The organism is Nocardia sp. NPDC050793 (genome assembly GCF_040654065.1).
GTDB lineage: Bacteria > Actinomycetota > Actinomycetes > Mycobacteriales > Mycobacteriaceae > Nocardia.
Map to the genome: position 1 here is coordinate 1 of NZ_JBFAHG010000002.1, position 21,986 is coordinate 21,986.

25 protein-coding genes are annotated in these 21,986 nt (G+C 68.7%); 13 read left to right on the top strand and 12 right to left on the bottom strand.

Annotation, left to right across the window (positions count from 1 at the left end):
• The first annotated feature begins 169 nt into the window (after window positions 1-169).
• Entirely contained in the window at window positions 170-691 is a 522-nt protein-coding gene (locus tag AB0H50_RS05490) for a DUF2505 domain-containing protein (protein ID WP_357447340.1), read from the top strand.
• On the top strand, window positions 661-1,461 hold the full coding sequence (locus tag AB0H50_RS05495) for a class I SAM-dependent methyltransferase (RefSeq protein WP_357447343.1): 801 nt from the start codon (window positions 661-663) through the stop codon (window positions 1,459-1,461). Before AB0H50_RS05490 ends, AB0H50_RS05495 begins: the two co-directional genes overlap by 31 nt.
• Here AB0H50_RS05495 and AB0H50_RS05500 read toward each other — a convergent pair.
• Together AB0H50_RS05500 and AB0H50_RS05505 are read right to left on the bottom strand one after the other, a co-directional pair.
• Complete coding sequence (locus AB0H50_RS05500; protein WP_357447346.1) at window positions 1,455-2,951, bottom strand: hypothetical protein; 1,497 nt, start codon at window positions 2,949-2,951, stop codon at window positions 1,455-1,457. The genes AB0H50_RS05495 and AB0H50_RS05500 overlap by 7 nt on opposite strands.
• Before the next feature lie 88 nt (window positions 2,952-3,039).
• Window positions 3,040-3,648 carry a hypothetical protein gene (locus AB0H50_RS05505; protein WP_357447349.1) on the bottom strand — a complete coding sequence of 203 codons (609 nt, stop codon included), beginning with the start codon at window positions 3,646-3,648 and terminating at the stop codon, window positions 3,040-3,042.
• Between the two features lie 99 nt (window positions 3,649-3,747).
• Between AB0H50_RS05505 and AB0H50_RS05510 the strand changes: the two genes are divergently transcribed.
• Complete coding sequence (locus tag AB0H50_RS05510; RefSeq protein WP_357447352.1) at window positions 3,748-4,476, top strand: DUF2993 domain-containing protein; 729 nt, start codon at window positions 3,748-3,750, stop codon at window positions 4,474-4,476.
• 65 nt (window positions 4,477-4,541) lie between these two features.
• Here the strand turns inward: AB0H50_RS05510 and deoC are convergent, their stop codons facing one another.
• Entirely contained in the window at window positions 4,542-5,210 is a 669-nt protein-coding gene (gene deoC, locus AB0H50_RS05515) for a deoxyribose-phosphate aldolase (protein WP_357447354.1), read from the bottom strand.
• Between the two features lie 158 nt (window positions 5,211-5,368).
• Here deoC and AB0H50_RS05520 point away from each other — a divergent pair, with 158 nt between their 5' ends.
• Both AB0H50_RS05520 and purU read left to right on the top strand, forming a co-directional pair.
• Window positions 5,369-5,989 carry an N-acetyltransferase gene (locus AB0H50_RS05520; protein ID WP_357447357.1) on the top strand — a complete coding sequence of 207 codons (621 nt, stop codon included), beginning with the start codon at window positions 5,369-5,371 and terminating at the stop codon, window positions 5,987-5,989.
• 122 nt (window positions 5,990-6,111) lie between these two features.
• Window positions 6,112-7,002, top strand: a complete 891-nt coding sequence (gene purU, locus AB0H50_RS05525) for a formyltetrahydrofolate deformylase (protein WP_357447360.1) — start codon at window positions 6,112-6,114, stop codon at window positions 7,000-7,002.
• 236 nt (window positions 7,003-7,238) lie between these two features.
• Here the strand turns inward: purU and AB0H50_RS05530 are convergent, their stop codons facing one another.
• The 5 genes from AB0H50_RS05530 to AB0H50_RS05550 form a co-directional block, all read right to left on the bottom strand.
• The gene (locus tag AB0H50_RS05530) at window positions 7,239-8,276 is read right to left on the bottom strand and encodes an alpha/beta fold hydrolase (protein WP_357447363.1); all 1,038 of its coding nucleotides are present in this window, start codon (window positions 8,274-8,276) and stop codon (window positions 7,239-7,241) included.
• Between the two features lie 205 nt (window positions 8,277-8,481).
• Complete coding sequence (locus AB0H50_RS05535) at window positions 8,482-8,787, bottom strand: DUF2516 family protein (protein WP_357447366.1); 306 nt, start codon at window positions 8,785-8,787, stop codon at window positions 8,482-8,484.
• 64 nt (window positions 8,788-8,851) lie between these two features.
• Window positions 8,852-9,514: a heparin-binding hemagglutinin gene (locus AB0H50_RS05540; protein ID WP_357447368.1), complete on the bottom strand. Its 663-nt coding sequence runs from the start codon at window positions 9,512-9,514 to the stop codon at window positions 8,852-8,854.
• Complete coding sequence (locus tag AB0H50_RS05545) at window positions 9,511-10,014, bottom strand: helix-turn-helix transcriptional regulator (protein WP_357447371.1); 504 nt, start codon at window positions 10,012-10,014, stop codon at window positions 9,511-9,513. Before AB0H50_RS05545 ends, AB0H50_RS05540 begins: the two co-directional genes overlap by 4 nt.
• A gap of 105 nt (window positions 10,015-10,119) precedes the next feature.
• Window positions 10,120-11,337 (bottom strand): DUF445 family protein, encoded by a 1,218-nt coding sequence (locus AB0H50_RS05550; RefSeq protein WP_357449298.1) that lies wholly within the window; start codon window positions 11,335-11,337, stop codon window positions 10,120-10,122.
• A 313-nt stretch (window positions 11,338-11,650) separates the two neighbouring features.
• On the opposite strand from AB0H50_RS05550, the gene AB0H50_RS05555 reads away from it, so the two are divergent.
• From AB0H50_RS05555 to AB0H50_RS05570, 4 genes are all read left to right on the top strand, one after another.
• Window positions 11,651-12,331, top strand: coding sequence for a TetR/AcrR family transcriptional regulator (locus tag AB0H50_RS05555; RefSeq protein WP_357447374.1), 681 nt, complete (start codon window positions 11,651-11,653; stop codon window positions 12,329-12,331).
• A gap of 290 nt (window positions 12,332-12,621) precedes the next feature.
• Window positions 12,622-14,085: an AarF/ABC1/UbiB kinase family protein gene (locus tag AB0H50_RS05560; RefSeq protein WP_357447377.1), complete on the top strand. Its 1,464-nt coding sequence runs from the start codon at window positions 12,622-12,624 to the stop codon at window positions 14,083-14,085.
• Window positions 14,086-14,122: 37 nt separating this feature from the next.
• Window positions 14,123-15,373 carry a saccharopine dehydrogenase NADP-binding domain-containing protein gene (locus tag AB0H50_RS05565; RefSeq protein ID WP_357447380.1) on the top strand — a complete coding sequence of 417 codons (1,251 nt, stop codon included), beginning with the start codon at window positions 14,123-14,125 and terminating at the stop codon, window positions 15,371-15,373.
• A gap of 71 nt (window positions 15,374-15,444) precedes the next feature.
• Window positions 15,445-16,077, top strand: coding sequence for a class I SAM-dependent methyltransferase (locus tag AB0H50_RS05570; RefSeq protein ID WP_357447383.1), 633 nt, complete (start codon window positions 15,445-15,447; stop codon window positions 16,075-16,077).
• A gap of 92 nt (window positions 16,078-16,169) precedes the next feature.
• On the opposite strand, the gene AB0H50_RS05575 is transcribed toward AB0H50_RS05570, so the two are convergent.
• Together AB0H50_RS05575 and AB0H50_RS05580 are read right to left on the bottom strand one after the other, a co-directional pair.
• Complete coding sequence (locus AB0H50_RS05575) at window positions 16,170-16,376, bottom strand: hypothetical protein (RefSeq protein WP_357447386.1); 207 nt, start codon at window positions 16,374-16,376, stop codon at window positions 16,170-16,172.
• Between the two features lie 103 nt (window positions 16,377-16,479).
• Window positions 16,480-17,226: a GntR family transcriptional regulator gene (locus AB0H50_RS05580; protein ID WP_357447389.1), complete on the bottom strand. Its 747-nt coding sequence runs from the start codon at window positions 17,224-17,226 to the stop codon at window positions 16,480-16,482.
• A gap of 195 nt (window positions 17,227-17,421) precedes the next feature.
• On the opposite strand from AB0H50_RS05580, the gene AB0H50_RS05585 reads away from it, so the two are divergent.
• The 4 genes from AB0H50_RS05585 to AB0H50_RS05600 are packed head-to-tail and all read left to right on the top strand — an operon-like array spanning window position 17,422 to window position 20,101.
• The gene (locus AB0H50_RS05585) at window positions 17,422-17,814 is read left to right on the top strand and encodes a hypothetical protein (protein WP_357447392.1); all 393 of its coding nucleotides are present in this window, start codon (window positions 17,422-17,424) and stop codon (window positions 17,812-17,814) included.
• A gap of 34 nt (window positions 17,815-17,848) precedes the next feature.
• Window positions 17,849-18,484 carry a hypothetical protein gene (locus AB0H50_RS05590; protein ID WP_357447394.1) on the top strand — a complete coding sequence of 212 codons (636 nt, stop codon included), beginning with the start codon at window positions 17,849-17,851 and terminating at the stop codon, window positions 18,482-18,484.
• Window positions 18,481-19,209, top strand: coding sequence for an ESX secretion-associated protein EspG (locus AB0H50_RS05595; RefSeq protein ID WP_357447397.1), 729 nt, complete (start codon window positions 18,481-18,483; stop codon window positions 19,207-19,209). The genes AB0H50_RS05590 and AB0H50_RS05595 overlap by 4 nt, the downstream gene beginning before the upstream one ends.
• 46 nt (window positions 19,210-19,255) lie before the next feature.
• Complete coding sequence (locus AB0H50_RS05600; RefSeq protein ID WP_357447400.1) at window positions 19,256-20,101, top strand: polyphosphate kinase 2 family protein; 846 nt, start codon at window positions 19,256-19,258, stop codon at window positions 20,099-20,101.
• Between the two features lie 203 nt (window positions 20,102-20,304).
• Here the strand turns inward: AB0H50_RS05600 and lexA are convergent, their stop codons facing one another.
• Entirely contained in the window at window positions 20,305-20,952 is a 648-nt protein-coding gene (gene lexA, locus AB0H50_RS05605) for a transcriptional repressor LexA (RefSeq protein WP_357447403.1), read from the bottom strand.
• Window positions 20,953-21,133: 181 nt separating this feature from the next.
• The gene (locus AB0H50_RS05610) at window positions 21,134-21,901 is read right to left on the bottom strand and encodes a class I SAM-dependent methyltransferase (RefSeq protein WP_357447406.1); all 768 of its coding nucleotides are present in this window, start codon (window positions 21,899-21,901) and stop codon (window positions 21,134-21,136) included.
• Window positions 21,902-21,986 lie beyond the last annotated feature (85 nt).

Sequence of the window (21,986 nt, forward strand, 5' to 3'; positions counted from 1 at the left end):
CCGTTCGCGGCCGTCTCGCTTCCGAGCGGTCGAAGCGCATGCGACGAAGTCGCGAGTCTCGACCGCTCGGAAGCGAGACATAAAAGGCCGCGAACACGCGCGCGCCAGCGCGCCAAAAACACAGAACCCGCGCGCGCCGGCGCGCCGACAACTCAGTACCCTTTGCCGAATGGCACGCCGACTGGACTACTCCGCCCGCTACCCGCTGCACACCACCAAGGAGCTGTACGAGGCGCTGTCGACCCGTGAGTACTGGGAGGCGCGGGTCGCCGAGATGCGGAAGTACACGCCGGCCAACGAGGTGAGCAGCCTCGACGTGACCGATGCGGGGATCGAGGTGGTCCTGCAGCACACCTTGCCGCGCGAGATGCTGCCGGAGATCGCGCAGACGGTCATGCGTAAAGACATGCTCATCACCCGCAAGGAGAGCTGGGGCCCGTACAACGGCGAGGAGACCGTCGGCAAGTTCTCTGCGTCGATTCCGGCCGGGCCGGGCAGCCTTGGCGGCACCATCAAGCTGTTCCCCACCGAGACCGGGTGCACCATGCGCTTCTCCTCGGAGGCGAAAGTGTTCATTCCGATGGTCGGTCCGCGCCTGGAGCAGTTGATGTTGGTGAATCTGGTCGACCTGTTCCGCGGGGAGACCGAGGAAACGGTGCGGTGGCTGGAAGAGCGAAACCCGACCAGCTGACCAAACCGATAGGCACGATCACCAGGGGGACCACCGGCGTCAACCGGCTGCGGCGCAGCGACCGCTGGCTGATGAACGACGAGCTGGTCACCGCGCGCCTGGCGGCGGCGCCCGACCCCCTTGTGGTGGATCTCGGGTACGGCGCGAGCCCGTGGACCACTTTCGAGCTGGCGGCCAGGCTGCGCACGGTGCGCCCGGACGTGCGGATGGTGGGTCTGGAGATCGATCCGGATCGGGTGGTTCCCGGCCGTGACGGCGTGACGTTCGCCAGGGGCGGTTTCGAGCTGGCCGGTCTGCGTCCCGTGCTGGTGCGCGCGTTCAATGTGCTGCGCCAGTATCCGGAGCCGGCGGTGCCGGACGCCTGGTCGACCATCCTGTCGGCGATGGCACCCGACGGCCTCCTCGTGGATGGCACGTGTGACGAACTGGGCCGCCGCTGCGCCTGGGTGCTGCTGGACCGCACCGGCCCGCTGTCGCTGACGCTGGCCTGGGATCCATTCACCGTGGAGCGACCTTCCGATATCGCCGAGCGCCTGCCGAAGGCGCTCATTCACCGCAATGTGCCGGGCGAGCCGATCCACGCTTTGCTCCTCGCCGCCGACCGCGCGTACGCACACGCCGCGCCGCTCGCGCCGTTCGGCCCCCGCGTGCGCTGGCGGGCCGCCACGGAACAGCTTCGCGCACAGGGCTTTCCGGTGCGCGAGTACCGCAGGCGTATGCGCGACTGCGTGCTCTCGGTGCCGTGGTCGCTCGTCGCGCCCCGTCAGTGATCGCGTTCGTTCGAGCGCAGAAGCCCGCGCAGGTGTCCGGTGACGATCGCGACGGGCAGGAGCGAACGCGGTTCGAACGGCAAACGCCAGAGCCCGCCGTGCGCCGCGCCCGCCGCGAAGAGGGCTTCCGGGTTCGGATCGGCCGGGCTCGGATCGTTGAGATCGGCGACCAGCTTGGCGGCGAGCAACGTGCGGGCGGTCTCGGATTCGAAGATCTCGACGCCGAAGCGATGCGCGCCGCGGAAGGCGGCGGCCGATGAGCTATGGGCCAGCACGCCGCGGGTCCAGGTCGGCGGTGCGACGGTGTAGGAGACGGGGTGGCCCGCCGCCCGGGCGGAGAGCGCGCGCCAGCGCAGGATCCGCTGGGCGAGCGCGTGATTCGGCCCTTGGAACGACATCAGCGCGTCGGCGACCGACCAGCTCGCGCCCGCGGTGTCGGCGACCATGCTCTGGTAATTCGGCTGGTAGAGGGCGGACCGGGTCAGCACGCGCAGTACGTCTTGACCGAGGCCGCGCGCGCCCCGATCGCGAAGGCATGAATGCGCTTGCGCGAAGACCGATTCCGGCACCGCATAGCAGTCCGTCGGTGATCCCGTCCCGGCCAGCGCGGTGTCGGGCCGCGCGGCGAGCAGGTCGGCGGTCAGCAGATCGAGGGCGGCGGCAAGCCGGACACCGCCGGGACCCCGCCGGGTGACGTACCCGCCGAACACCGGAAAGATCTCGCTGCCCAGGTGTTCTCGAATCCAGTGCACCAGGGCGGGGAACTGAGTGGTGATGTCGGCGCCGGGCTCCCCATCGATCAGCGGATAGCGCAGCACGCCCGCGCCCGTCTCGGCCTCGGCCACCAGTTCGCGCCAGCGAGCGGGTCCCGGCCGCGCCACGGCGAGCACGTCGGCGCCCCAGCGCAACAGCGGGCGCAGCGGTGTCAGCTCACCCGCGCCCGCGATCACGACCCGAAATCCCGGCAGCGCCAACCACTCCGGATGGTCGATCACCCGCTCCACCGCGGCCGCGAAGCCTGGTTCCACGATGCCGCGCTGCCGCCAGTCGGTGAGCTTGCGTTGCAGCGCCTCCTCGGCCAGCACGGCGCCGCGGAACGGAACCTCGAGGCGGCGAGCGGTTTTCCCCGCACCACGGGCGGTTCCGGTGTCGAGCCCGTCGGCCGCGGCCACCGATGCGATCTCCACGCCGCGCAGCGGTTCCACGGTGTATCCGGTGACGAACCGCAGCAGATCCCGTGTGGCGCGCAGTCCTTCGCCCGCGATGCCCACCGATGCCTCGGGAGCGCTGGCCGCCAGCGCCGTCATCCCGCGAAACACCGAGCGGTACTGGCGCGACCAGTCGCGGCAGGTCTCCACCCATTGCGCGAGATCGGCGTCGTAGCGGCGCACCGCGTCGGCGATCACGGCGGTGGCGAACATGTCGCCGACCCGATCGGGCGCTCCGGACGGAAAGACGAGATCCCACCTGCCCGCACCTACCGACCCCATGATCAGTCACCCTGCCACGATCGCGCGCCCGGCAAAACCGGACGAACCCGGAATTCATAGCAGGATCGGATGATCACGGCCGCGCGTCTCACAACCCCGTCAGCGCGCGGTGCACCCTGGCCGCGGCCCTGGGTGGCAGACGCACACTGGCCGAACGGATTTCCGAGCCCACGCACCGGCGGATGGCGACCGCGTCGCCGACCACCTCGTCCAGCGCCGCCTGCCCGATATCGGCCTCGGCCAGGTCGAGCACGGTGCGCACGGGCGTGGTCACCAGGAACGCGCCCGCCGACTCGACATCCGAGCCGATCAGCGGACGGCGCAGCACCACGAGTCGCGGGGTCACCGGCGGTCGACCCGCACCCACCGACAGGTGCAGGAAACGCGGGCGCAACCGCCCCATACCGTGCAATTCGGCCGCGCTCTGGTGTGAAACGGCAGCGGCTCCGTCGAACCAGGCCGCCCACATCGCGTATTCGTCCAGCGGCCCCTCCGGCCACCCGGTCAGCCGCAGCATCCCGACGCCGGCCCTGGTCACCGAGCCGTCGCCCAGCCCCGACCGCACCCTGGCCTCACATCCCGTGCGCAACACCTGGCGAGTGGTGAAGAAACCGGCGTGCCGGCCGGCCAACCTGCGCAGCACACGCCACCCTTGGTCCACTGATTCGGGTGCGCGGCCCGCCGCATCGCCAGCCATGCAGACCAGGCTACGCTCGAATTCTGTGTCACATGTCACATTCGAGACCCTCAACGCGCCCACAGAGCGCACACAGAAACGTCGTGAAGAATCGTCCGCATGAGTACGAAGCCGTCCACAGCGCTGAACGTCAGCAAGCGCACGCTGGTGATCGCCCTGGTCGTGGTCGCCACGTTGCTCGTCACGATCCTGGTCGGCGGCGAGGCGTACGCGCGCCACGTCGTCTCCCGTTGCATCAGCAGCCAGTTCGAGAAAGAGATGGGCTCACAGATCGACGTGGGCTTCGGCGCCAAGCCGATGCTGATCACCTGGCTGGACGGGGAGGTCTCCTCGGTCACCGTGGACAGCAAGGACAACAAGTTCGGTCCTGCCGTCGGCATGGTGGTACACGCCAAGTTCAACGACCTCGAGGGCGTGAACAGCGGCAACGGCGGCGGCAGCGTCGGCAGCTCCTCCGCGGACGTCACCTGGAGCAACGAGGGCATCCAGGAGACGCTGGGCGGCATGGTCAGCGGGGTTCGCTCTTCCTCGTCCACCGGCATGATCACGCTGGACGTGCTCGGCGGACTCGCCCAGCTCCAGGTGCATCCCGAGGTGCGCAACGGTGTCGTCGAGGTGCAGACCAAGTCGGCCGAGCTGCTCGGCATCGGCCTGCCGACCGATCTGGTCGAGGGCATCGTCGATGTCATGACCCAGAGCCTGCAGAGCTACCCGATGGGCTTGAAGGCCACCGATATCAAGGTGACCGACAACGGAGTCGCGGTGCAGCTCGCGGGCGGCCACACCCAACTGCCCGCCGCCGACAACAACGCCGAACTGCGCTGCTGACCTCCGACGACGAAACAGTCTCTGCCCCGGCCGTTTTCCGCGCATCCGTTCGCGGCGGCCGGGGCTCAGACGGGGAAACCCTCCAGCACCGCACGGGATTTCGACAAACCGAGCCGGGTCGCGCCCGCGGCGATCAGCTCGGCCGCGGCCTCGGCGGTGCGGATGCCGCCGCTGGCCTTGATCCCGAGCCTGCCGCCGACGGTCTCGGCCATCAGCCGCACCGCGTGCGCGCCGGCGCCGCCCGCGGGATGGAACCCGGTGGAGGTCTTCACGAAATCCGCGCCCGCGCGCTCGGCGACGCGGCACACCTCGACGATCGCGTCGTCCGGCAGCGCGGCCGATTCGATGATGACCTTGAGCACCGCGCGATCGGCGATGGCCTCGCGCACCGTGACGATGTCGGCGAGCACGGCGTTGTACTCACCCGCCAGCGCCGCACCGACATCGATGACCATGTCGACCTCGGCCGCGCCCTGATCCACCGCGAGCCTGGCTTCGGCGCCCTTCACCAGCGAATGATGTTTACCCGAGGGAAAACCGGCGACCGTGGCGAGCACCAGTCCCGGCGCGCGCACCGGAAGCATGGAAGGCGACACGCAGATCGCGTAGACACCCAGTGCGCGCGCCTCGTCCACCAGGGCGGCGACCTCGGCGGGCGTCGCCTCCGGCGCCAGCAAGGTGTGATCGATGATGGCGGCCACTTCGGCCCTGCTCAGCGACGCGGAATCAGCCATGTTTCGAGAGTCTGGCATACGCGAGGCGAATTCCGTTGCGTGCCTGGCGAGGCGTATCGCACACTCGTATGTGTCGGTGGATTCGCGGGCTTCGGGAAGCCTGGCCACGTGACGAGCGTTGTGCGGATGGTCCAACTCGTTCGGGAGGAGACGACACCGTGCTGATCCGACGCGAACGCGCCGAGGACGCCCCCGCCGTCGCGTCGGTGCACCGCAGCGCCTTCGGCGCGCTGTATGCGCGCGAGAACGCGGGACGCGCCGCCGGGGGTTCGCCCATTGAAACCCCAGGGCGGTCGCCCATTGAAACCACAGGGCGGTCACCCGCTGGAACCACAGGGCGGTCGCCCGCCGAACCACCCGAGGTCGATCTGGTCGCGCGGTTACGCAGCGACGCGGGCTGGATCCCCACCCTGTCGCTGGTCGCGGTGGAGTTCGACACGGTGATCGGGCACGTCTGCCTGACCCGCGCCGCCGTCGGCCCGTTCCCCGCGCTCGGCCTCGGCCCGTTGGGCGTGCATCCGGAGCATCAGGGCGTCGGCGTTGGCTCGGCGCTCATGCACGCGGCCCTCGGCGCCGCCGACGCGCTCGACGAACCGCTGGTCGGCCTGCTCGGCAGCCTCGACTACTACCCGCGGTTCGGGTTCGTGCCCGCCGCCCGCCTCGGCATCGCCCCGGACGAGCCCGACTGGGTCTCGCACTTCCAGGTTCGCCCGCTCACCACCTACGAAGCCCAGATCACCGGCGAATTCCATTACGCCGAACCGTTTTACGAGCTGTGACCGAATAGCTCGGCATCCGGCGACCGGAGGCCTCCCGGCGAATCCCGGGCATCCGACGGAAGGCCGCGCGGAACAACCGGTCCTGGTGTACCGCGCGAAGCGTCACCTGCGAGGATGGGCCGATGAGTTCCGCTCCATCCGCCCCGGACGATCGCCGTTTCGTGCTGACGTTGGGCTGCCCGGACCGACCCGGCATCATCGCAGAGATCACCTCGTTCATCGCCGAGTTCGGCGGGTCGATCGTGGAGGCCGGTTACCACTCGGACACCGAGACGGGCTGGTTCTTCACCCGGCAGGCGATCAAGGCCGCGACGGTGCCCTTCGGCATTGCGGAACTGCGCGACCGATTCACCGCGGTCGCCGTCCGGCTCGGGCCTGAGACGGAGTGGCAGCTGCACGACACCGGCGAACGCCGCCGCGCGGTACTGCTGGTCAGCAAGGAGGGTCATTGCCTGCACGACCTGCTCGGCCGCGCCGCCGCGGGTGAACTACCCGCCACCATCGAGGCCGTCATCGGCAACCATCCGGATCTGGCGGCGATGACCGAGGCGCACGGCGTGAAATTCCATCACGTGCCGTTCCCGAAGGATCCGGCCGAGCGCGGTCCCGCCTTCGAGCAGGTTCGCGAACTGGTCGACGCGCACGATCCGCACGCGGTGGTGCTGGCCCGCTTCATGCAGGTGCTGCCCGCCGAACTGTGCGAGCACTGGGCGGGCCGGGCGATCAACATCCACCACAGCTTCCTGCCCTCGTTCGTCGGCGCCCGCCCGTACCACCAGGCGTTCGCCCGCGGCGTCAAGCTGATCGGCGCGACCTGCCACTATGTGACCGCCGAACTCGACGCGGGCCCGATCATCGAGCAGGACGTGATCCGCATCGATCACGCCGACGAGGTGCGCGACATGGTGCGCCAGGGCCGCGATATCGAACGCGTAGTGCTGGCCCGCGGCCTGCGCTGGCATCTGGAAGGCCGGGTTCTGGTGCACGGCCGCCGCACCGTCGTGTTCAACTGAGCGGTTCCGCGTACACGACACACCGGTGAGCAAGGTGGGGCGCCAGCGAACGCGGTAGGCCACCCTTTCAAGGGCACACAGGTTCCGCACGCTTCACACAGGCGGTGTCTATGTGAGGGGTACGGACGGTGTGTGCGAACCTCCTCGCCGGCGCTGTTCGGCAGACTCCCCACGCGCGACGCCCCCGATCGGAGACAGCGTCGGCTCCGGTCGGGGACAGCGCGATCGGTCTCTGATCAGCCGACCGCTTCGGTGCGCACGGGTGTGTACACCGAGTCGAGCACGCGGGCGAGCTCCTCGTTGAACCGCTCGTACAGCTCGACGTTGCCGAGGTGGCCGGTCTTCAACACCTGGTAGCGGACCAGGCTGCCCACCGAGTCGAGCATCTCGGCGATGATCTCGGAGTGCAGCGGGGGCGTCATGTCGTCGGCGGACCCGGCCAGGATCGTGGTCGGCACCACCAGGTTCTTGGCCGATTCGCCGAGGTCCATGATCGCGAGCAGCCTGCCGAATTCGGCGCGCACCACCGCGGGACACGAACGCACCACGGCCATGCTGTAGTCCACCAGATCGCCGGTGGACTCGAGGCTCATGATCTGGCGGGCGAACACCCATTTGACCGGTTTGATCGGCGGAAAGACGATCGGCGTCCCGAGACCGAGCTTGCCAACGGCGCGCGGCAGCGAGACGCCGGTGCGATTCCACGGCAGCGGCCGGTTGAAGAACGGCACCACGGTGGTGGTGGCGACCAGACCGTGCGGTGCGGTGTTGGTCAGCAGCACCGCCTCGGCGCGCCGGGTGACCTCTTCGGGGTAGCGCCCGGCCCATGCCTGCAGCGTCATGCCGCCGAGGCTGTGGCCGACCAGCACGGCCTTGCGGCCCGCGGGAAGGGCGGCCCTGAGCACCGCGGCAAGGTCGTCGGCGAGCAGATCCATGGTCAGCGGGGACGAGCCGCGCTCGCTCTCACCGTGTCCGCGCTGGTCGTAGGCGATCACACGGTATTCGCCCGCGAAGGCGTTGATCTGGGCGTTCCAGTATTCGATGGCGCAGGTCCAGCCGTGCACCAGCACGATGGCGGGAGCGTCGACCGGGCCGTACGCGTGGACGCGCAGCTTCGTGCCGTCCGGCGCCGTCACCGGGATGACGTCGTGCGGCACGGTGGGCGGGTTCAGCGCGGCGATCGAGTAGGTCCGCGCCCTGAGGTTGGCGCGATGTACGTCGAGCAGGCTCCGGAACTTCTCCGGAAGCTCCGCGAGCGGCAAGTGTGCACGCATTCGGACACTCCTTTGTGTTACTGCTCATTACAGTAACCTCAAGTAGCATCTGCTAGCTAGTGCAAGCACAAGAAAATCGCCGCCGCCCGGTCAAAGGGCAACGGCGATCGGAGCGCCACCAGCGGAGACGCGGAGTCCGCTTGCTGATGCAAGCACGCGAAATTCGTCTATGGGCGCGTCAGGCAGGGACCCGCCGAGGAGCGAATTACCAGCGCGGTCCGCGCTGGACTTCGTCCACCTTCGGCCGCACGTCGGCCAGGTAGATGCCCGTCGCGATGATCGCGACGAAGGCCAGCAGACCCAGCCCGGCGGGCGAGAGCAGCAGAAGCAGCAGCGACACGCCGAGAATCGCCAGCCAGATCGGCTTGCTCTGCTTGTCCACCGCAGTGAAGGCATCCGGCCGCTGGCGAATGGCATGAATCAGCGCGAAGATCGTCGCACCGAGCGCGACGAGCCACAGCGCGAGCAGGATCAGCGTGGTCAGCCCATGCACGGTATTCACCTGACCCATGATACGAGTGACGCCCCCGCACAGCAGGCTGCGCGGGGGCGTCAAGGCGTGTTCGACCGGCGCGTTACACGTTCTTCGGCGCGGCCTTCTTGGCCGGAGCCTTCTTCGCGGCCGGCGCCTTCTTGGCCGGAGCCTTCTTCGGCGCGCCGTTCGCGGCCGGAGCGGTCTCGGTGGTGACCGCGACGACCTCGGCCTCGACGACCGGTTCGGCGGACTCCTCGGCCTCGGCCTCGCCCTCGGCAGCCTTGCGCCCGATCAGGCCGTTGACCCGGTCGAGCACCTCCTCCGCGCGGCCCGCCGCGTCCTTGTAGAGGGTCTCGACGCGGTCGATCCGGTCCTCGACCAGCTGGTTGGCGCGCAGCCGCTCGACGGTCTCCTCGCCGCGCACGGCCAGGTCGGCGTACAGGTCGACGACTTTGTTGTAGTACTCCTCGGCCAGCCTGCGCAGCTCCTCGGAGGTGAGCTTCTCGCGCAGCTCGGCCAGGTCGTCCGGCAGCTCGGAAGGCAGGCCGGCGAGCCGCTCGCGCAGCGTCTCGAACTGAGCCTGCACATCGGCGGGCACGTTCGCGAAGCGCTCACGCGCCCCCTCCACCCGGCCGGGCACATCGGCGGAGGCCGCGCGCTCACGCACCTGGGTGACGATATCCAGGGCTGCGGCGTAGACGGCATCCCCGGCGCCGACGGCGGCGAGCAGAGGCTTGGTGACGGTTACGGTCTTGTCGGTCATGGTGTTTCGTTCTCCTGGCGTGGCGGAGTGTCGGTTGTCGTGCGCGGAACGTCGCTGTCCCATTCCCCCCCTGGCTCGTTCCCTCCGTTTTCCCGGCGAAACGATTCATAGATCTCCAGGAGCACCTGCTTCTGCCGTTCACTGATCTCCGTGTCGGCAAGCAAGGCGTCCCGGACCGGACTGTGCGGCCGCTGCTCGAGATAGCCAGCCCGTACGTACAGCACCTCCGAGGACACCCGCAGCGCCTTCGCGATCTGCGCGAGTACCTCGGCGGAGGGATTGCGCAATCCGCGCTCGATCTGACTGAGATACGGATTGCTCACCCCCGCCAGCGCGGCGAGCTGACGCAGCGAGACTTGCGCCGCCTCGCGCTGCGCCCTGATGAAACCTCCGATGTCGTGCGCCGCGTTCGCGACGCGACCCCCTCGTTCGCCGGCACCGGTCGATTGCTCGGCCGAACTGCCGGTGTACTCGGCGGAAACCTCGGGATGGTCTGCCATCACTCACCTTCTGGCGGTTGTACGGGTTCAATTCTAGGGCAGGGTGCTAACTCTTGCAAGCACGCTGTTAGCACGCCTCAGGCACGCCGTGGGCGTGCCGCTGTCTCAGCCTTGGAACAACAGCTGTGAAACGGTGTAGATCACCAGCCCGGCCAGCGATCCGACGACCGTTCCGTTGATCCTGATGAATTGCAGGTCACGCCCGACTTGCAATTCGATCTTCTTGCTCGCCTCTTCGGCGTCCCATCGGGCAACCGTGTCGGTGACCAATGTGGTGATCTCGCTGGCGTAGTTCGACACCAGGTAGCGCGCCCCGCGGTCGATCCAGCCGTCCACTTTCGCTCGCATCTCGGTGTCGTCGCGCAGCCGCTCACCGAGTTGCTGCACATTCTCCCCCACCTTGCGCCGCAGCGTGCTGCTCGGATCGTCGGCCGACTCGAGGATGAGCCGCTTGGCCGCGCGCCAGGTCGCCTCGGCCATACCGGTGATTTCCTCGCGGCCCATGATCTGCGTTTTGATCCGCTCCGCCTTCTTGATCATCGCGTCGTCGTACTGCAGATCGTGCGCGAATTCCTCGAGGAAGCGATTCGCGGCCAATCGCACCTCGTGCTCCGGATTCGACCGCACCTTCCAGGTGAACTCGACCAGCTCGCGGTAAATCTTTTCGGAAAGCAGAATGTTCACGAATTTCGGCGCCCACTGCGGCGCATCGCGCAGCACGATCCGATCGATGGTCTCCTGGCTGCCGAGCGCCCACTGGTGCGCGCGCTCGGCGAGCATGTCGAGCAGCGGCAACTGCCTGTTGTCGGCCAGCAACTCCGCGAGCACCCGGCCGATCGGCGGCCCCCACAGCGGTTCGGCGATGCGCTTGACGATGGTGTTGTCGATGACCTGCTCGACGTCCTCGTCGCGCAGCACCCCGACCACCGCGCGCAGGATCGTCGCACTCTCCTCCGCCACCCGCGCGGCGTGCTGCGGGTCGGCCATCCAGCGGCCGACACGCAGCGAGATCTGCGCCGAATTCACCTTGGCCGAGACCACTTCGGGCGCGAGGAAATTGGTGCCGACGAAGCTGCCGAGGCTGGCGCCGAGCTGGTCCTTCTTCTTGCGGATGATCGCCGTGTGCGGAATCGGCAGGCCGAGCGGATGCCGGAACAGCGCCGTCACCGCGAACCAGTCGGCGAGCGCGCCGACCATGCCCGCCTCCGACGCGGCGCGCACGTACCCGACCCAGTCGCCGCCCCCGCCGCGCGATTCCAGCCAGCGGCAGAACAGGTAGACCACCGTCGCGAAGGCGAGGAAGCCGGTGGCAACGGCTTTCATCTTCCACAGGTCGCGCCGCTTGGCGGCCTCGTCGACGAAGAACCCGGTCGGCGCCGCCGGAGTCGGCGCGTCGATGACCGAGATAGTGCCGGGAGCTTTCTCCATGTCTCCATTCTGCTGTGCGACGGAGAAGAGTCCGGACGGAGCGTGGGACGTCGATTCTGTGGTTCCTGCCGCATCCGGCCCCCATTTGCGCCTATGGCGACTGGCCTGCACTTAAGCTGGTGGTCCACGACCGATACGAACGAGGGAGCCAACGCTGTCCACCGAAGACCTTGTCGACATCGGTGAGCGCGCCGAGCGACCGGCTGCGGTGCGCACCGGCCGGATGGACGGCCGCAAGCGCCGATGGCGTCAGCACAAGATCGACCGCCGCGAAGAGCTCGTGGACGGCACCCTCGCCGCTGTCCGCGCCAGGGGCAGCAACGCGGGCATGGACGAGATCGCCGCGGAGATCGGCGTCTCCAAGACCGTGCTCTACCGGTACTTCTCCGACAAGAACGACCTGGTCCACGCGACAATGCAGCGGTTCATCGAGACCACGCTGATGCCGCGGGTGTACGGCGCGATCAGCCTCGACGCCGACGAGTTCGAGCTGGTGCGGTCGGCGCTCGCGGCCTACGTCGGCACCGTCGACGAGGACCCCGAGGTGTACCGCTTCATCATGGGCAGCGGCTCGGACGCGTCCTCGCTCGCCGAGTTCGAGAAGCTCTTCGCCGAGGTGGTCTCCGCGGTCATCGCGGACAAGGCGGGCGCGCTCGGCATCGACACCACGGGCTCGATGCTCTGGTCCTACGTGCTGGTCGGTGGCATCCAGCTGGCAACCCACTGGTGGACCACCGACAAAACGATGTCCCGCGAGGAAGTCATCGACTACCTGACGATGATGGCCTGGAGCGCCATCGAGGGCATGGCGCGCGCGGGCGGTTCTCGCGCGACCTTCAACGAGCAGCCGCACGTGCTGCCGGTCCGGAAGAACAACACCTCCGAGTAGGAGAGGCGCCGCGCGGACACGGGCGGAGTACGCACAACCGACGCCGCCGGACGCGGTCTTCGATCGACCGCACGTACGCGCAAGCACCGCTGCCGGACGCAGTCCGTCCATGGGCCCGTGCACAGCCAGAGGTACGCCTGTCTGTGACGGCCGGTTCGACAAAGCCGCGCGGTTGGTTAGTCTGAACGCGAGCGGTGCCACAGTGGGGTTGGTCACCGCCCCACGTGGCCACGCGGGCTCGCGCCTGCGCGTCGCGTCGGCCCGACCGCGGCACCAATGGAGGTACCTCGATGGCGAAGCAAGTGCCGACTTCCCGGCTTGCTCGTGGCACCAAGCTGGGTGCGGTGGCCGCCAGTTCCGTGTTCCGGACGCAGCGCACGCGGCTGTCCATGCGAGGTAGATCCGAGGCCGTGCGCGCCAAGATGGCCGAGGAATCGATGATCCGCACCACCGAACAGGTGGTCATGGTGCTCGGCACCATGAAGGGCGTCGCCATGAAACTGGGACAGATGATGTCGGTGCTCGATTTGGACCTGGTGCCCGAGAATCATCGCGAACGTTTCCAGAAGCGACTTGCCGTGCTGCGCAACGCCGCTCCGACCGTCTCCTTCGACGCCATGCGCCAGGTGATCGAGGAGGACTTCGGACAGCCGCTCACGGCGATCTTCGCCGAGTTCGATCCGGAGCCGATCGCGGCCGCCTCGATCGGCCAGGTGTACCGGGCAACGCTGCACGACGGCCGGGTGGTCGCGGTGAAGGTGCAGTACCCGGGCATCGACGCCGCGGTGCGCGCGGATCTGAAGAACCTCAACATGTTTCGCAAGGTGCTCACCTCCGCCATGCCGTGGGTCACCCCCGCCGTACTCGACGAGCTGCGGCTGAACATGGAGGGCGAGCTCGACTACCGGACCGAGGCCGTCACCCAGCTGCAGATCGCCGAGCTCTACGCGGGGCACCCGTTCATCGCGGTGCCGCGTTCGCTGCCCGAGCTCAGCACGACTCGGGTGCTGGTCAGCGAGTACCTGCCGGGCAAGGGCTTCGAGGAGCTACGCCAGTTTCCCGAAGCCGAGCGCAACAGGGTCGGCGAGATCATCTACCGGTTCTATGTCGGCTCGCTGTTCAGCTTCAACGAGTTCTGCGGCGACCCGCATCCGGGCAATGTGCTGCTCGCCGACGACGGCCGCGTCGGCTTCCTCGACTTCGGCCTGTTCAACCGGATGGACCCCGAGCATGTGCGCTTCGAGACCATCTGTTTGCGCGCGGCCGCCGAGGATCGCGCGGAAGACCTGCGCGACCTGATGATTCAGCGCGGCGTGATCGACTCGCCGGAGGAGATCGGCGCCGAGGAATGCCTCGAATACGTGCTGGCGGCCTCGGAGTGGTGCCTGGTCGACGAGGACCTGACCATCACGCCGGAACTGGCCAGCGGCGCGTTCCTGCTCGCCGTCGACCCGCGCGCCAGCGAGTTCGCCGGGATGAAGCAGCAGAACCTGCCGCCGGAGCACCTGTTCTCCCGGCGCGCCGACTTCCTCACCTTCGGCATGCTCGGCCAGCTCAACGCCACCGCGAACTGGCATCGGATCGCGCGCGAGTGGCTCTACGACGAACCGCCGGTCACCGAACTGGGCAAGGCGCATCAGCAGTGGCTGGCCGAGAACCCTCCACCCGCCCCGACCAAGACCGCGCGGCCGCGCGCCGCGACCGCATCCAAGAAGGCCGCGGCGAAGAAGCCGCAGGCCGCGCGCGAGGCGTGAGCCGCAGCGCACGCGATCGACCAGGAGTGAATGACCTATGGCAGACAACCGCGAATTCGACATCGCCCTCTTCGGCGCGACGGGTTTCGTCGGCAAGCTCACCGCGGAGTACCTGCTCGACGCGGCGCCGTCCGACGCGCGCATCGCGCTGGCGGGCCGCTCGCTCGACAAGCTGACCAAGGTCCGCGCGGAACTCGGCCCGAAGGCCGCGTCGTGGGATCTCGTCGTGGCCGATTCGACCGATCAGGCCGCGCTCGACGCGCTGGCCGCGCGCACCAAGGTCGTGGTGACCACGGTCGGCCCGTACCTGCGCTACGGCCTGCCACTGGTCGCCGCCTGCGCGAAGGCGGGCACCCACTACGCCGATCTCACCGGCGAGCCGCTGTTCATCCGTGAGGCCATCGACACCTACCACGACGAGGCCGTCCGTACCGGCGCCAAGATCGTCAATTCCTGTGGGTACGACTCGATTCCGTCGGACCTGAGCGTGTACCAGGTGTACCGCACCTCCGTCTCGGACAACACCGGCGAGCTGACGGACACCACGCTGATCGCCTCGCTCAAGGGCGGCGTCAGCGGCGGCACCATCGATTCCGGCCGGGCCATGATGGAGGCCATCGCGGCCGATTCCAGCAAGGCCTCGGTGCTTTCGCACCCCTACTCGCTGAGCCCCGACAAGTCGATGGAACCCGACGTCGGCCGCCAGTCCGATCAGGCGCTGCAGCGCGCGAGCGGCATCGACCCGAGCCTGGACGGCTGGGTGAGCACGTTCGTGATGGCCGCGCACAACACCAAGATCGTGCGGCGCAGCAACGGCCTGCTCGGCTGGGTGTACGGCAAGAACTTCCGCTACCGCGAGGTGATGAGCGCGGGCAAGTCGGCGGCAGCGCCGCTGGTGGCGGCGGGCATGGCGGGCGGCATCGTGGCGACGATGGCCACCGGCGCGCTGCTGTCGCGGGTGTCGGCGGGCCGCAAACTGCTCGACCGAGTACTGCCGAAGCCGGGCACCGGCCCGAGCGAGGAGGCAAGGCGCAGCGGCTGGTTCACCATGAAGACCTACGCGCACACCACCTCCGGCGCGAAGTACGTGGCGACCTTCGCCGGTCAGGGCGACCCCGGCTACCAGGCCACCGCGGTCATGCTCGGCGAATCCGGGCTGTCCCTGGCTTTCGACACCGACAAGCAGCCGGAGCTGGCGGGCATCCTCACCCCGGCCGCCGCCATGGGTGACGCGTTGACCGACCGGCTGCGCGCGGCGGGCATGACCATCGAGGTGCGGCGGGCCTGAATCAGGCTGCCGCAGCACGATTCCCACCGTCGAGGAGCTGCTGTGCAGAACGAGTCCGCGAGGGCGGCGCGGTGAACCTCGCGCGCCGCACCATGAATCATCCGGCGTTGGCCGCCGTCTACGAGCGCGCGTGGCGGCCGACACTGTTCTATCTGGCCAGCGGTCGCAGCACCGCGGCGGATCGCCGCGACGCGGTGAGCGCGTTGCGCTTGGCCGGGGACAAGAAGGTGCTCGACATCGCTTGCGGTCCCGGCAATTTCACCAGGTACCTGAGTGAATCGCTGTCCGAGGGCGGCTTTGCCGTCGGCGTGGACTATTCCGAACCGATGCTGGCGCGGGCCGTGGTCGACAACTCCGGTCCGCGCGTCGGCTATCTGCGCGGGGATGCTCGCGCACTGCCTTTCGCCGACGGCGCCTTCGACGCGGTGTGCTGTTTCGGGGCGCTCTATCTGATCCCCGATCCGCTCGCCGCCACCCGGGAGATGGTGCGCGTGCTCGCCCCCGGCGGCCGCATCGCCATCACCACCAGCCACCGTGCCGACAACCCGTTCGGGCACGCGAGCCGAATCGTCGGCGGCTTGAGCGGTTTGCGGGTGTTCGATCACGAGACCTTCCCGAACCTGTTCCGCGAACTCGGGCTGGTCGAGATCGATCAGAGCGTGCACCGGCTGCTGCAATACGTCAGCGCGACGCGTCCGGCCTGAGCGAAAAGCCCTGGCGGACCGAACTTTCGGTTTTCGCGCACGGGAGCCGCCTGTGGCACAGAGTGTCTCGGACGGGTCCGCCGCAGCCTCGGTCAGTCGGACTGCTCGCCTGCGGACACCTGGATTCCGCTGAGCTCGACCATCCGTCGCAGTACGGCGGGCGCAACCGCGAAATCGAGTTCGGTGCCGCCGTTTTCGAAGACGTAGGTCAGGTAGTCGTCGCAGTGCAATGCCGCTCGCCGGACCGAGCAGTGCTCGCCGACGACTACCCAGCCACCGATGGTCAACTGATCGAGCATCGCACCTCCCACCCTCCGGCCTAGGCCATCTCGTAGCGAAGCGGACTATTCCAGGCGTCATCCCGGCTTGTCAACGACAGCACGGCGCGTCATCGACCGCGTGTCACGCGCCGCGAACGGAATATTCCTGGCGGAATACCCAGGATTCGGGCGGGTAGATCCCCTCATCGAATTGCAGTGCGGCGCCGTCGGAATCGAGCGCGGTGAGCCGGTACACCAGCACCGCGGAGGTGCGGGCAAGCCGCAACCGGTTGCGCTCCTCCGAGGTCGCCAAGCGGGCGCTGACCTCGTCGAACACCGACGCCACCCGGCGACCGGTCACCGCCTCCAGATAGGTGGCGGTACCGCCGGGCAGCCGCTTGGTATCGAGCAGACGGTCCGCGACCACGGCCAGCTCACCGGGAAACCAGGACGTCGAGAGCTCGGCGTCGCCGTTGTCGCCGGTGACCAATCGCCTGCGGGCGATCACCTCGCTACCGGCCACGAGACCGAGCGCGTCGGTGACATACTCCGGGCCGTCGATGAGTTCGGCGGCGAGGATGTCGACCGGCTCACGTTCGGCGTACATGGCGCCGTACTGCCGTGCCCGCCCGGCGGATTCGCGTACCAGCGGCACCGCGTCCGGGCCGCGCACGAAGGTGCCCGACCCGCGCCGGGATTCCACCAATCCTTGCTGGCGCAACGTATTCAGCGCCTTGGCTGCCGTCGGCCGCGCGACCTTCCACGCGACGGCGAGCTCGCGTTCGGAGGGCACCTCGGCGCCGGGAGCGAGTTCGCCGCGCTCGATCTGGTCACGGATGTACCCCGAAATCTGCTGATACTTCGGGAGTACTTCTTCGATGTCGGGCACCGAACGCCTTCCGCTCCTGGGTCCGCCAATACTTCCGGTCAGTGTAATCAGCCCGCGAACCACGCCCGGTCGCCGACCGTGCGCCACATCACAGCAGGTGCGCGGAGGAAAGCCGGCAACGGGGGTGGTTACCTATCGGTAGAGTGCCGACCAGTATGGCCGTGGTCGTGGACCGAACAGAAGGGGGCGACCCAGATGGCGGTGCCGGATACCGGACAGGGGCTGGCCAGGGGGTTGTACGCGGCGGCCGTCGGGGCGGACGGCGGCGAGCGTTTCGAGCTGGCCGAGGACGTGGCAGAGAACCTCGCGGCAGCCTGCGACCAGCTGGTCGACGACCTGCGAAAGGCCATGGCCACAGGACATTCGGTCACCGAAGTGGGCGGTTTTCCCGACCTGCCGACCGGTCGCGGCCTGGCCGCCGGATTCGGCGACAAAGGCAGGCAGTTTCTCGACACCGTGGCCGCCTTCCAGGAGACCGCGCTGCTCTTCAAAGCGGCGTATCTCGCGGCGGGCCGTAAACTCGCGGACGCGGAGGCGGCGAATCGAGCCGCGCTCGAGCTGGTCACCGAGTACCTGGATCCGCGATGACCGCGCGCGAGCCCGGAATGCGGAGGTGGTGACCGTGGTGGACGCCGCGACCAGAGCCGCCGCCGACGAGATCAGGGTGCAACAACGCGCACTCGCCGCCTCTGCCGGAACCTCCAGCGCCGGAACGGATCCCGCCTACGCGCCGGAGCGCGAGCGGTTCGGCGCCTACACCCATGTGGAGATATGGGACCGGGTGCACGAAGCGCTCGATCCCGGCGCGCTCGGCGAGACGGCCGCGGCGTGGCAGGCCAACGCCGACGCGGTCGCCGACGCATTCCAGAGCTTCGCCGACACCGCGAATCGCGAATTCGCCCGCTGGTCAGGGCGATCCGCCGAGGCGGCGCAGCGCGCGACGCGCGAGTTCATCAGCGCGGGCACCGAAGCGCACGACGTGTGCCGCGCGATGCGGCGCCTCATGGAGCTCAATCGCGATGCGGCGCAGACGATCCGCGCCGCGATCCCGCAACCGCGGCGCTATACGCCGCTGGACGACCCGGTTGCGGAGGCCGTGTACGGCGGGCGCCGCAGGATGGAGCACGACTTGGCCGCCGCGACGGCCGAGGCCGACGTGCAAGACACCATGACCTACGTCTACACCCCGACCATGCCCGCCTCCGGCGACAACGTGCCCCGGTTCACCCCCTCCGACAGCGGGGGCGGCGCACGGTGAGATGGGTCCTCACCCCGGACGAATTCACGCATGTCTGGGAAAGCGAAACGAACCTGGACAGGCGACCGTATCCGATCAACATGGTGCCGTCGTCCACCGTGCGCACCGAAACCGAGTACGCAGCATTGCGTTTGCCACAACGATTCGCCAAACAGGCCGATCCCGACCTGGCCGCCGCCCTGATGCTGTGCGCGCGTACCGACGCCACCACCATCACCATCTCCGGCGAGCGCAGCGCGCCGGGGCGCAACGGCGGCGTCCCCGAGGGCGATCGCATTCTTGCGTTCGCCGCCGTGGTGCACAATCACGCGGGCGTGCTGGTCGCCGCACCGGACAAGGTGACCGTGCAGATGTGTCACGCGCGCAACATCGGCCAGCGCCTGGTGCAGGTGATCGGCTCGGCGCAGCCGGGACGGCTCGGCGCGATGCGCGAGCCGCAGGACGCGGTACTCACCACCGAGTCGATCGACGCGCCATCCGCCAACGGCCAGCGCGGCGCGGCCCGCTTCCGGCAGACGCTGCGCAAGCCGGTGGACTGCCGGGGATTCATCACCGTGACCGTGGACCCGGACAATCCGATGTCACCTCCGACGCGCCACCGCACCTGGCTCGATTTCACCGGCGACGGCCGCTACCTGCTGACCACCTCGCACGATCTGGCCCTCACCCCGGTCTCCGACGACGATTTTGCCGTGCAGTTGCTGCGGCTCGCGCAGATTCGCTGACACCGAACGCAACGCGGGGCGCGGAGCGACGTGATAAGTGTGGTCGATGGCGAAGCACTGGTCTGTCCCGGTCACCGAGGCATTGAAAGCCGACGGTTTGCGGATCGAGGAGCTGGCGACCTCGTCGACACCCGGATTCACCGGGGACAAGAAGCATGCCCAGGAGTTGCTGATCCAGCGCGGCGAGGCGCTTTCGGTGCTACAGGAGAAGCTCTACGCCAACGGACGCTCGGGCGACAAGCGCAGCGTGCTGCTGGTGTTGCAGGGCATGGACACCGCGGGCAAGGGCGGCATCGTCCGGCACGTCATCGGTTCGGTGGACCCGCAGGGCGTCGACCACGCCGCGTTCGGCGTCCCGACCGACGAGGAGCGGCGGCACCACTACCTGTGGCGCATCCGCAACGCACTGCCGCGCGGCGGCCAGCTCGGCGTCTTCGATCGCTCGCACTACGAGGACGTGCTGGTGGTGCGGGTGCACGAGCTGGTGCCGCGCGAGGAGTGGGAGCCGCGCTACGACGAGATCAACCAGTTCGAGCGCGAGCTGATCGGCGAGGGCATCACGCTGGTGAAGGTCGCCATGTTCGTCTCGCTCGACGAACAGAAGAAGCGGCTGCGCCAGCGGCTGGAGCGCCAGGACAAGTACTGGAAGTTCAACCCCTCCGACATCGATGAGCGCGCCTACTGGCCCGCCTACCAGGAGGCGTACCAGACCATGCTGGACCGCACGTCCACCACCGACGCGCCCTGGTACGTGCTGCCCGCCGACCACAAGTGGTACGCCCGCCTCGCGATCACCGAACTGCTCATCGATGCGCTGGAGAAGTTGGAACTCGACTGGCCTCCTGCGAATTTCGACGTCGCCGAACAACTTCGCCGCTTGGACCAGGCATAGGCCCGGCGCTGCTCGCGCAGACGGAGATCCGCCGCGGAAATCGGTGCGGCGCTGGGTTGTACGAAACCGGTTGCTACGAAATAGGCGTCCGCCGAGATAACAGAACACACCGAGGCAGTCGGTCGAGCCGAACAACTCCGCCGCGGTGTCCACCGCGGCCCCCGTCGTTCCCCTCCCGGCGGGGGCCGCCCGCCCGCGCGCCGTCAGATCCGGCGCATCACCGAGACGACCTTGCCGAGGATCACGGCCTCGTCGCCGTCGATGACGTCGTAGGCCGGGTTGCGCGGTTCGAGGTAGACGTGGCCGTTGCGGCGGCGGTACACCTTCACGGTCGCCTCCTCGCCGATCATGGCGGCAACGATGTCGCCGGAGCGCGCCTCGCTCTGCTGGCGCACCACCACCGTGTCGCCGTCACAGATGGCGGCGTCGATCATCGAATCGCCGCGCACCCGCAGCGCGAAAACCGTTCCGCGGCCGACCAATTCGCGCGGCAGTGTCAACATGTCGTCGGCGTGCTGCTCGGCGAGGATAGGCGTACCCGCGGCGATGTCACCGACCACCGGCACAGTGACCGCGGCATCGGAGGCCTCCGCCCGAACCGTTCCCTGGAGGAACAACCGCACGTCGATAGGGCGCGCCATCCCGGAGCCGCGCCGCAGAAACCCCCGCTCCTCCAGGCTCTTCATGTGCTTGGAGACCGTCGACGCCGAAAGCCCGACCGCGTCCCCGATCTGCCTGCTGTTCGGCGGATACCCGTACTCGACCACCCAGTCCCGAATCACGCCCAGGATGCGCTGCTGGCGCGGCGGCAGCGTCGAAGTATCGAGATGCTCGAAGTCGTATCCGGTCACGCCCGGAATGGTAAGCGCGGGCACGGACAAGGCGCCGCACGGCTCGGGGCGGAAGCAGATCCGGAGTCGGCAGCCCACCGAGCCGTGCGCGGTGCCCCGGCCTGGGACGGCGGCGGGGTGCGGTGCCGCGAAATGCGGCGCGGTGCCGCGGCAACATGGCATCGGCCGCGCGGGGCAAACCTCAAGCCTGCGCGGTGAGCACCGGCTGGAAGAAGCCGGTCTCTTCGGGCGAATGCCAGGTCGGTTCGGCGAAGCCCGCCTCTGCCACGAACTCGCTGAGCTGCGCCCTGGTCAGCGCCCAGTACCGCGCGCCGCCGACGCGGACGGCCCAGCCGTCCCCGCCCTCGCTGAGGCGGAACATCTCGAAGTCGTAGCGTTCGCCGTCATCGTGCCAGTGCCAGAGCTGGAAGGTGATCGTGCGCCCCAGCGCCGAATCGACCGATATCGGCGGCTGCGCAGCCGGTTTGGCGGCGCGCAGCGCGTCGTAGTCGCGGGTCGTCAGCACCAGCAGACCACCGGGCCGCAGCACCCGCCGCATCTCCCCCAGCGCCGCACCCACGTCGGCGGCGGTGAGCAGATGCGGCAACGCGTTGTCGGCGCACACCACGGCATCCGCCCACCCGCCGTCGAACGGCAGCGCCCGCATATCCCCGGCGAGTGTCGGCAGTCGCAATCCCCGCGTCCGCGCCTCCTCGGCCGCCCGCACCGCCGCCACCGGACTCAAATCCATCCCCACCACGGAGTGCCCGCACGCCGCCAACCCGATCGCCTGCGTCCCGATTCCGCATGCCGCGTCCAGCACGGTCGACGGCCCCGCCCCCAAATGCCCTCGCAATACCCGATCCAACGCCCGCCCCTGCCCCGCGACCGCCGCGGGCCAGTCTTGGTAGAGCAGGTGATAGTCCCCGGCCAAATGGTCGTAGAAGTCGCGCGCGGTGTCCCCGGACATGGTTCAACGGTAGTCGGCGAGCGACAGCGTCCAGCGCGACAACGCTGCCGCTGGCTCTTTCGCCCCCGCTGCCCGAGCCGCCAGT

Bases quoted from the DNA above. Each gene is read 5' to 3' on its own strand.
- AB0H50_RS05505 (WP_357447349.1), bottom strand. From the start codon at position 3,648: ATGGCTGGCGATGCGGCGGGCCGCGCACCCGAATCAGTGGACCAAGGG.
- AB0H50_RS05530 (WP_357447363.1), bottom strand. From the start codon at position 8,276: ATGCGTGCACACTTGCCGCTCGCGGAGCTTCCGGAGAAGTTCCGGAGC.
- AB0H50_RS05610 (WP_357447406.1), bottom strand. From the start codon at position 21,901: ATGTCCGGGGACACCGCGCGCGACTTCTACGACCATTTGGCCGGGGAC.
- AB0H50_RS05560 (WP_357447377.1), top strand. From the start codon at position 12,622: ATGGCGAAGCAAGTGCCGACTTCCCGGCTTGCTCGTGGCACCAAGCTG.
- AB0H50_RS05510 (WP_357447352.1), top strand. From the start codon at position 3,748: ATGAGTACGAAGCCGTCCACAGCGCTGAACGTCAGCAAGCGCACGCTG.
- AB0H50_RS05535 (WP_357447366.1), bottom strand. From the start codon at position 8,787: ATGGGTCAGGTGAATACCGTGCATGGGCTGACCACGCTGATCCTGCTC.
- AB0H50_RS05575 (WP_357447386.1), bottom strand. From the start codon at position 16,376: ATGCTCGATCAGTTGACCATCGGTGGCTGGGTAGTCGTCGGCGAGCAC.
- AB0H50_RS05490 (WP_357447340.1), top strand. From the start codon at position 170: ATGGCACGCCGACTGGACTACTCCGCCCGCTACCCGCTGCACACCACC.
- AB0H50_RS05550 (WP_357449298.1), bottom strand. From the start codon at position 11,337: ATGAAAGCCGTTGCCACCGGCTTCCTCGCCTTCGCGACGGTGGTCTAC.
- AB0H50_RS05565 (WP_357447380.1), top strand. From the start codon at position 14,123: ATGGCAGACAACCGCGAATTCGACATCGCCCTCTTCGGCGCGACGGGT.
- AB0H50_RS05585 (WP_357447392.1), top strand. From the start codon at position 17,422: ATGGCGGTGCCGGATACCGGACAGGGGCTGGCCAGGGGGTTGTACGCG.
- AB0H50_RS05545 (WP_357447371.1), bottom strand. From the start codon at position 10,014: ATGGCAGACCATCCCGAGGTTTCCGCCGAGTACACCGGCAGTTCGGCC.
- AB0H50_RS05540 (WP_357447368.1), bottom strand. From the start codon at position 9,514: ATGACCGACAAGACCGTAACCGTCACCAAGCCTCTGCTCGCCGCCGTC.
- deoC (WP_357447354.1), bottom strand. From the start codon at position 5,210: ATGGCTGATTCCGCGTCGCTGAGCAGGGCCGAAGTGGCCGCCATCATC.
- purU (WP_357447360.1), top strand. From the start codon at position 6,112: ATGAGTTCCGCTCCATCCGCCCCGGACGATCGCCGTTTCGTGCTGACG.
- AB0H50_RS05500 (WP_357447346.1), bottom strand. From the start codon at position 2,951: ATGGGGTCGGTAGGTGCGGGCAGGTGGGATCTCGTCTTTCCGTCCGGA.
- AB0H50_RS05600 (WP_357447400.1), top strand. From the start codon at position 19,256: ATGGCGAAGCACTGGTCTGTCCCGGTCACCGAGGCATTGAAAGCCGAC.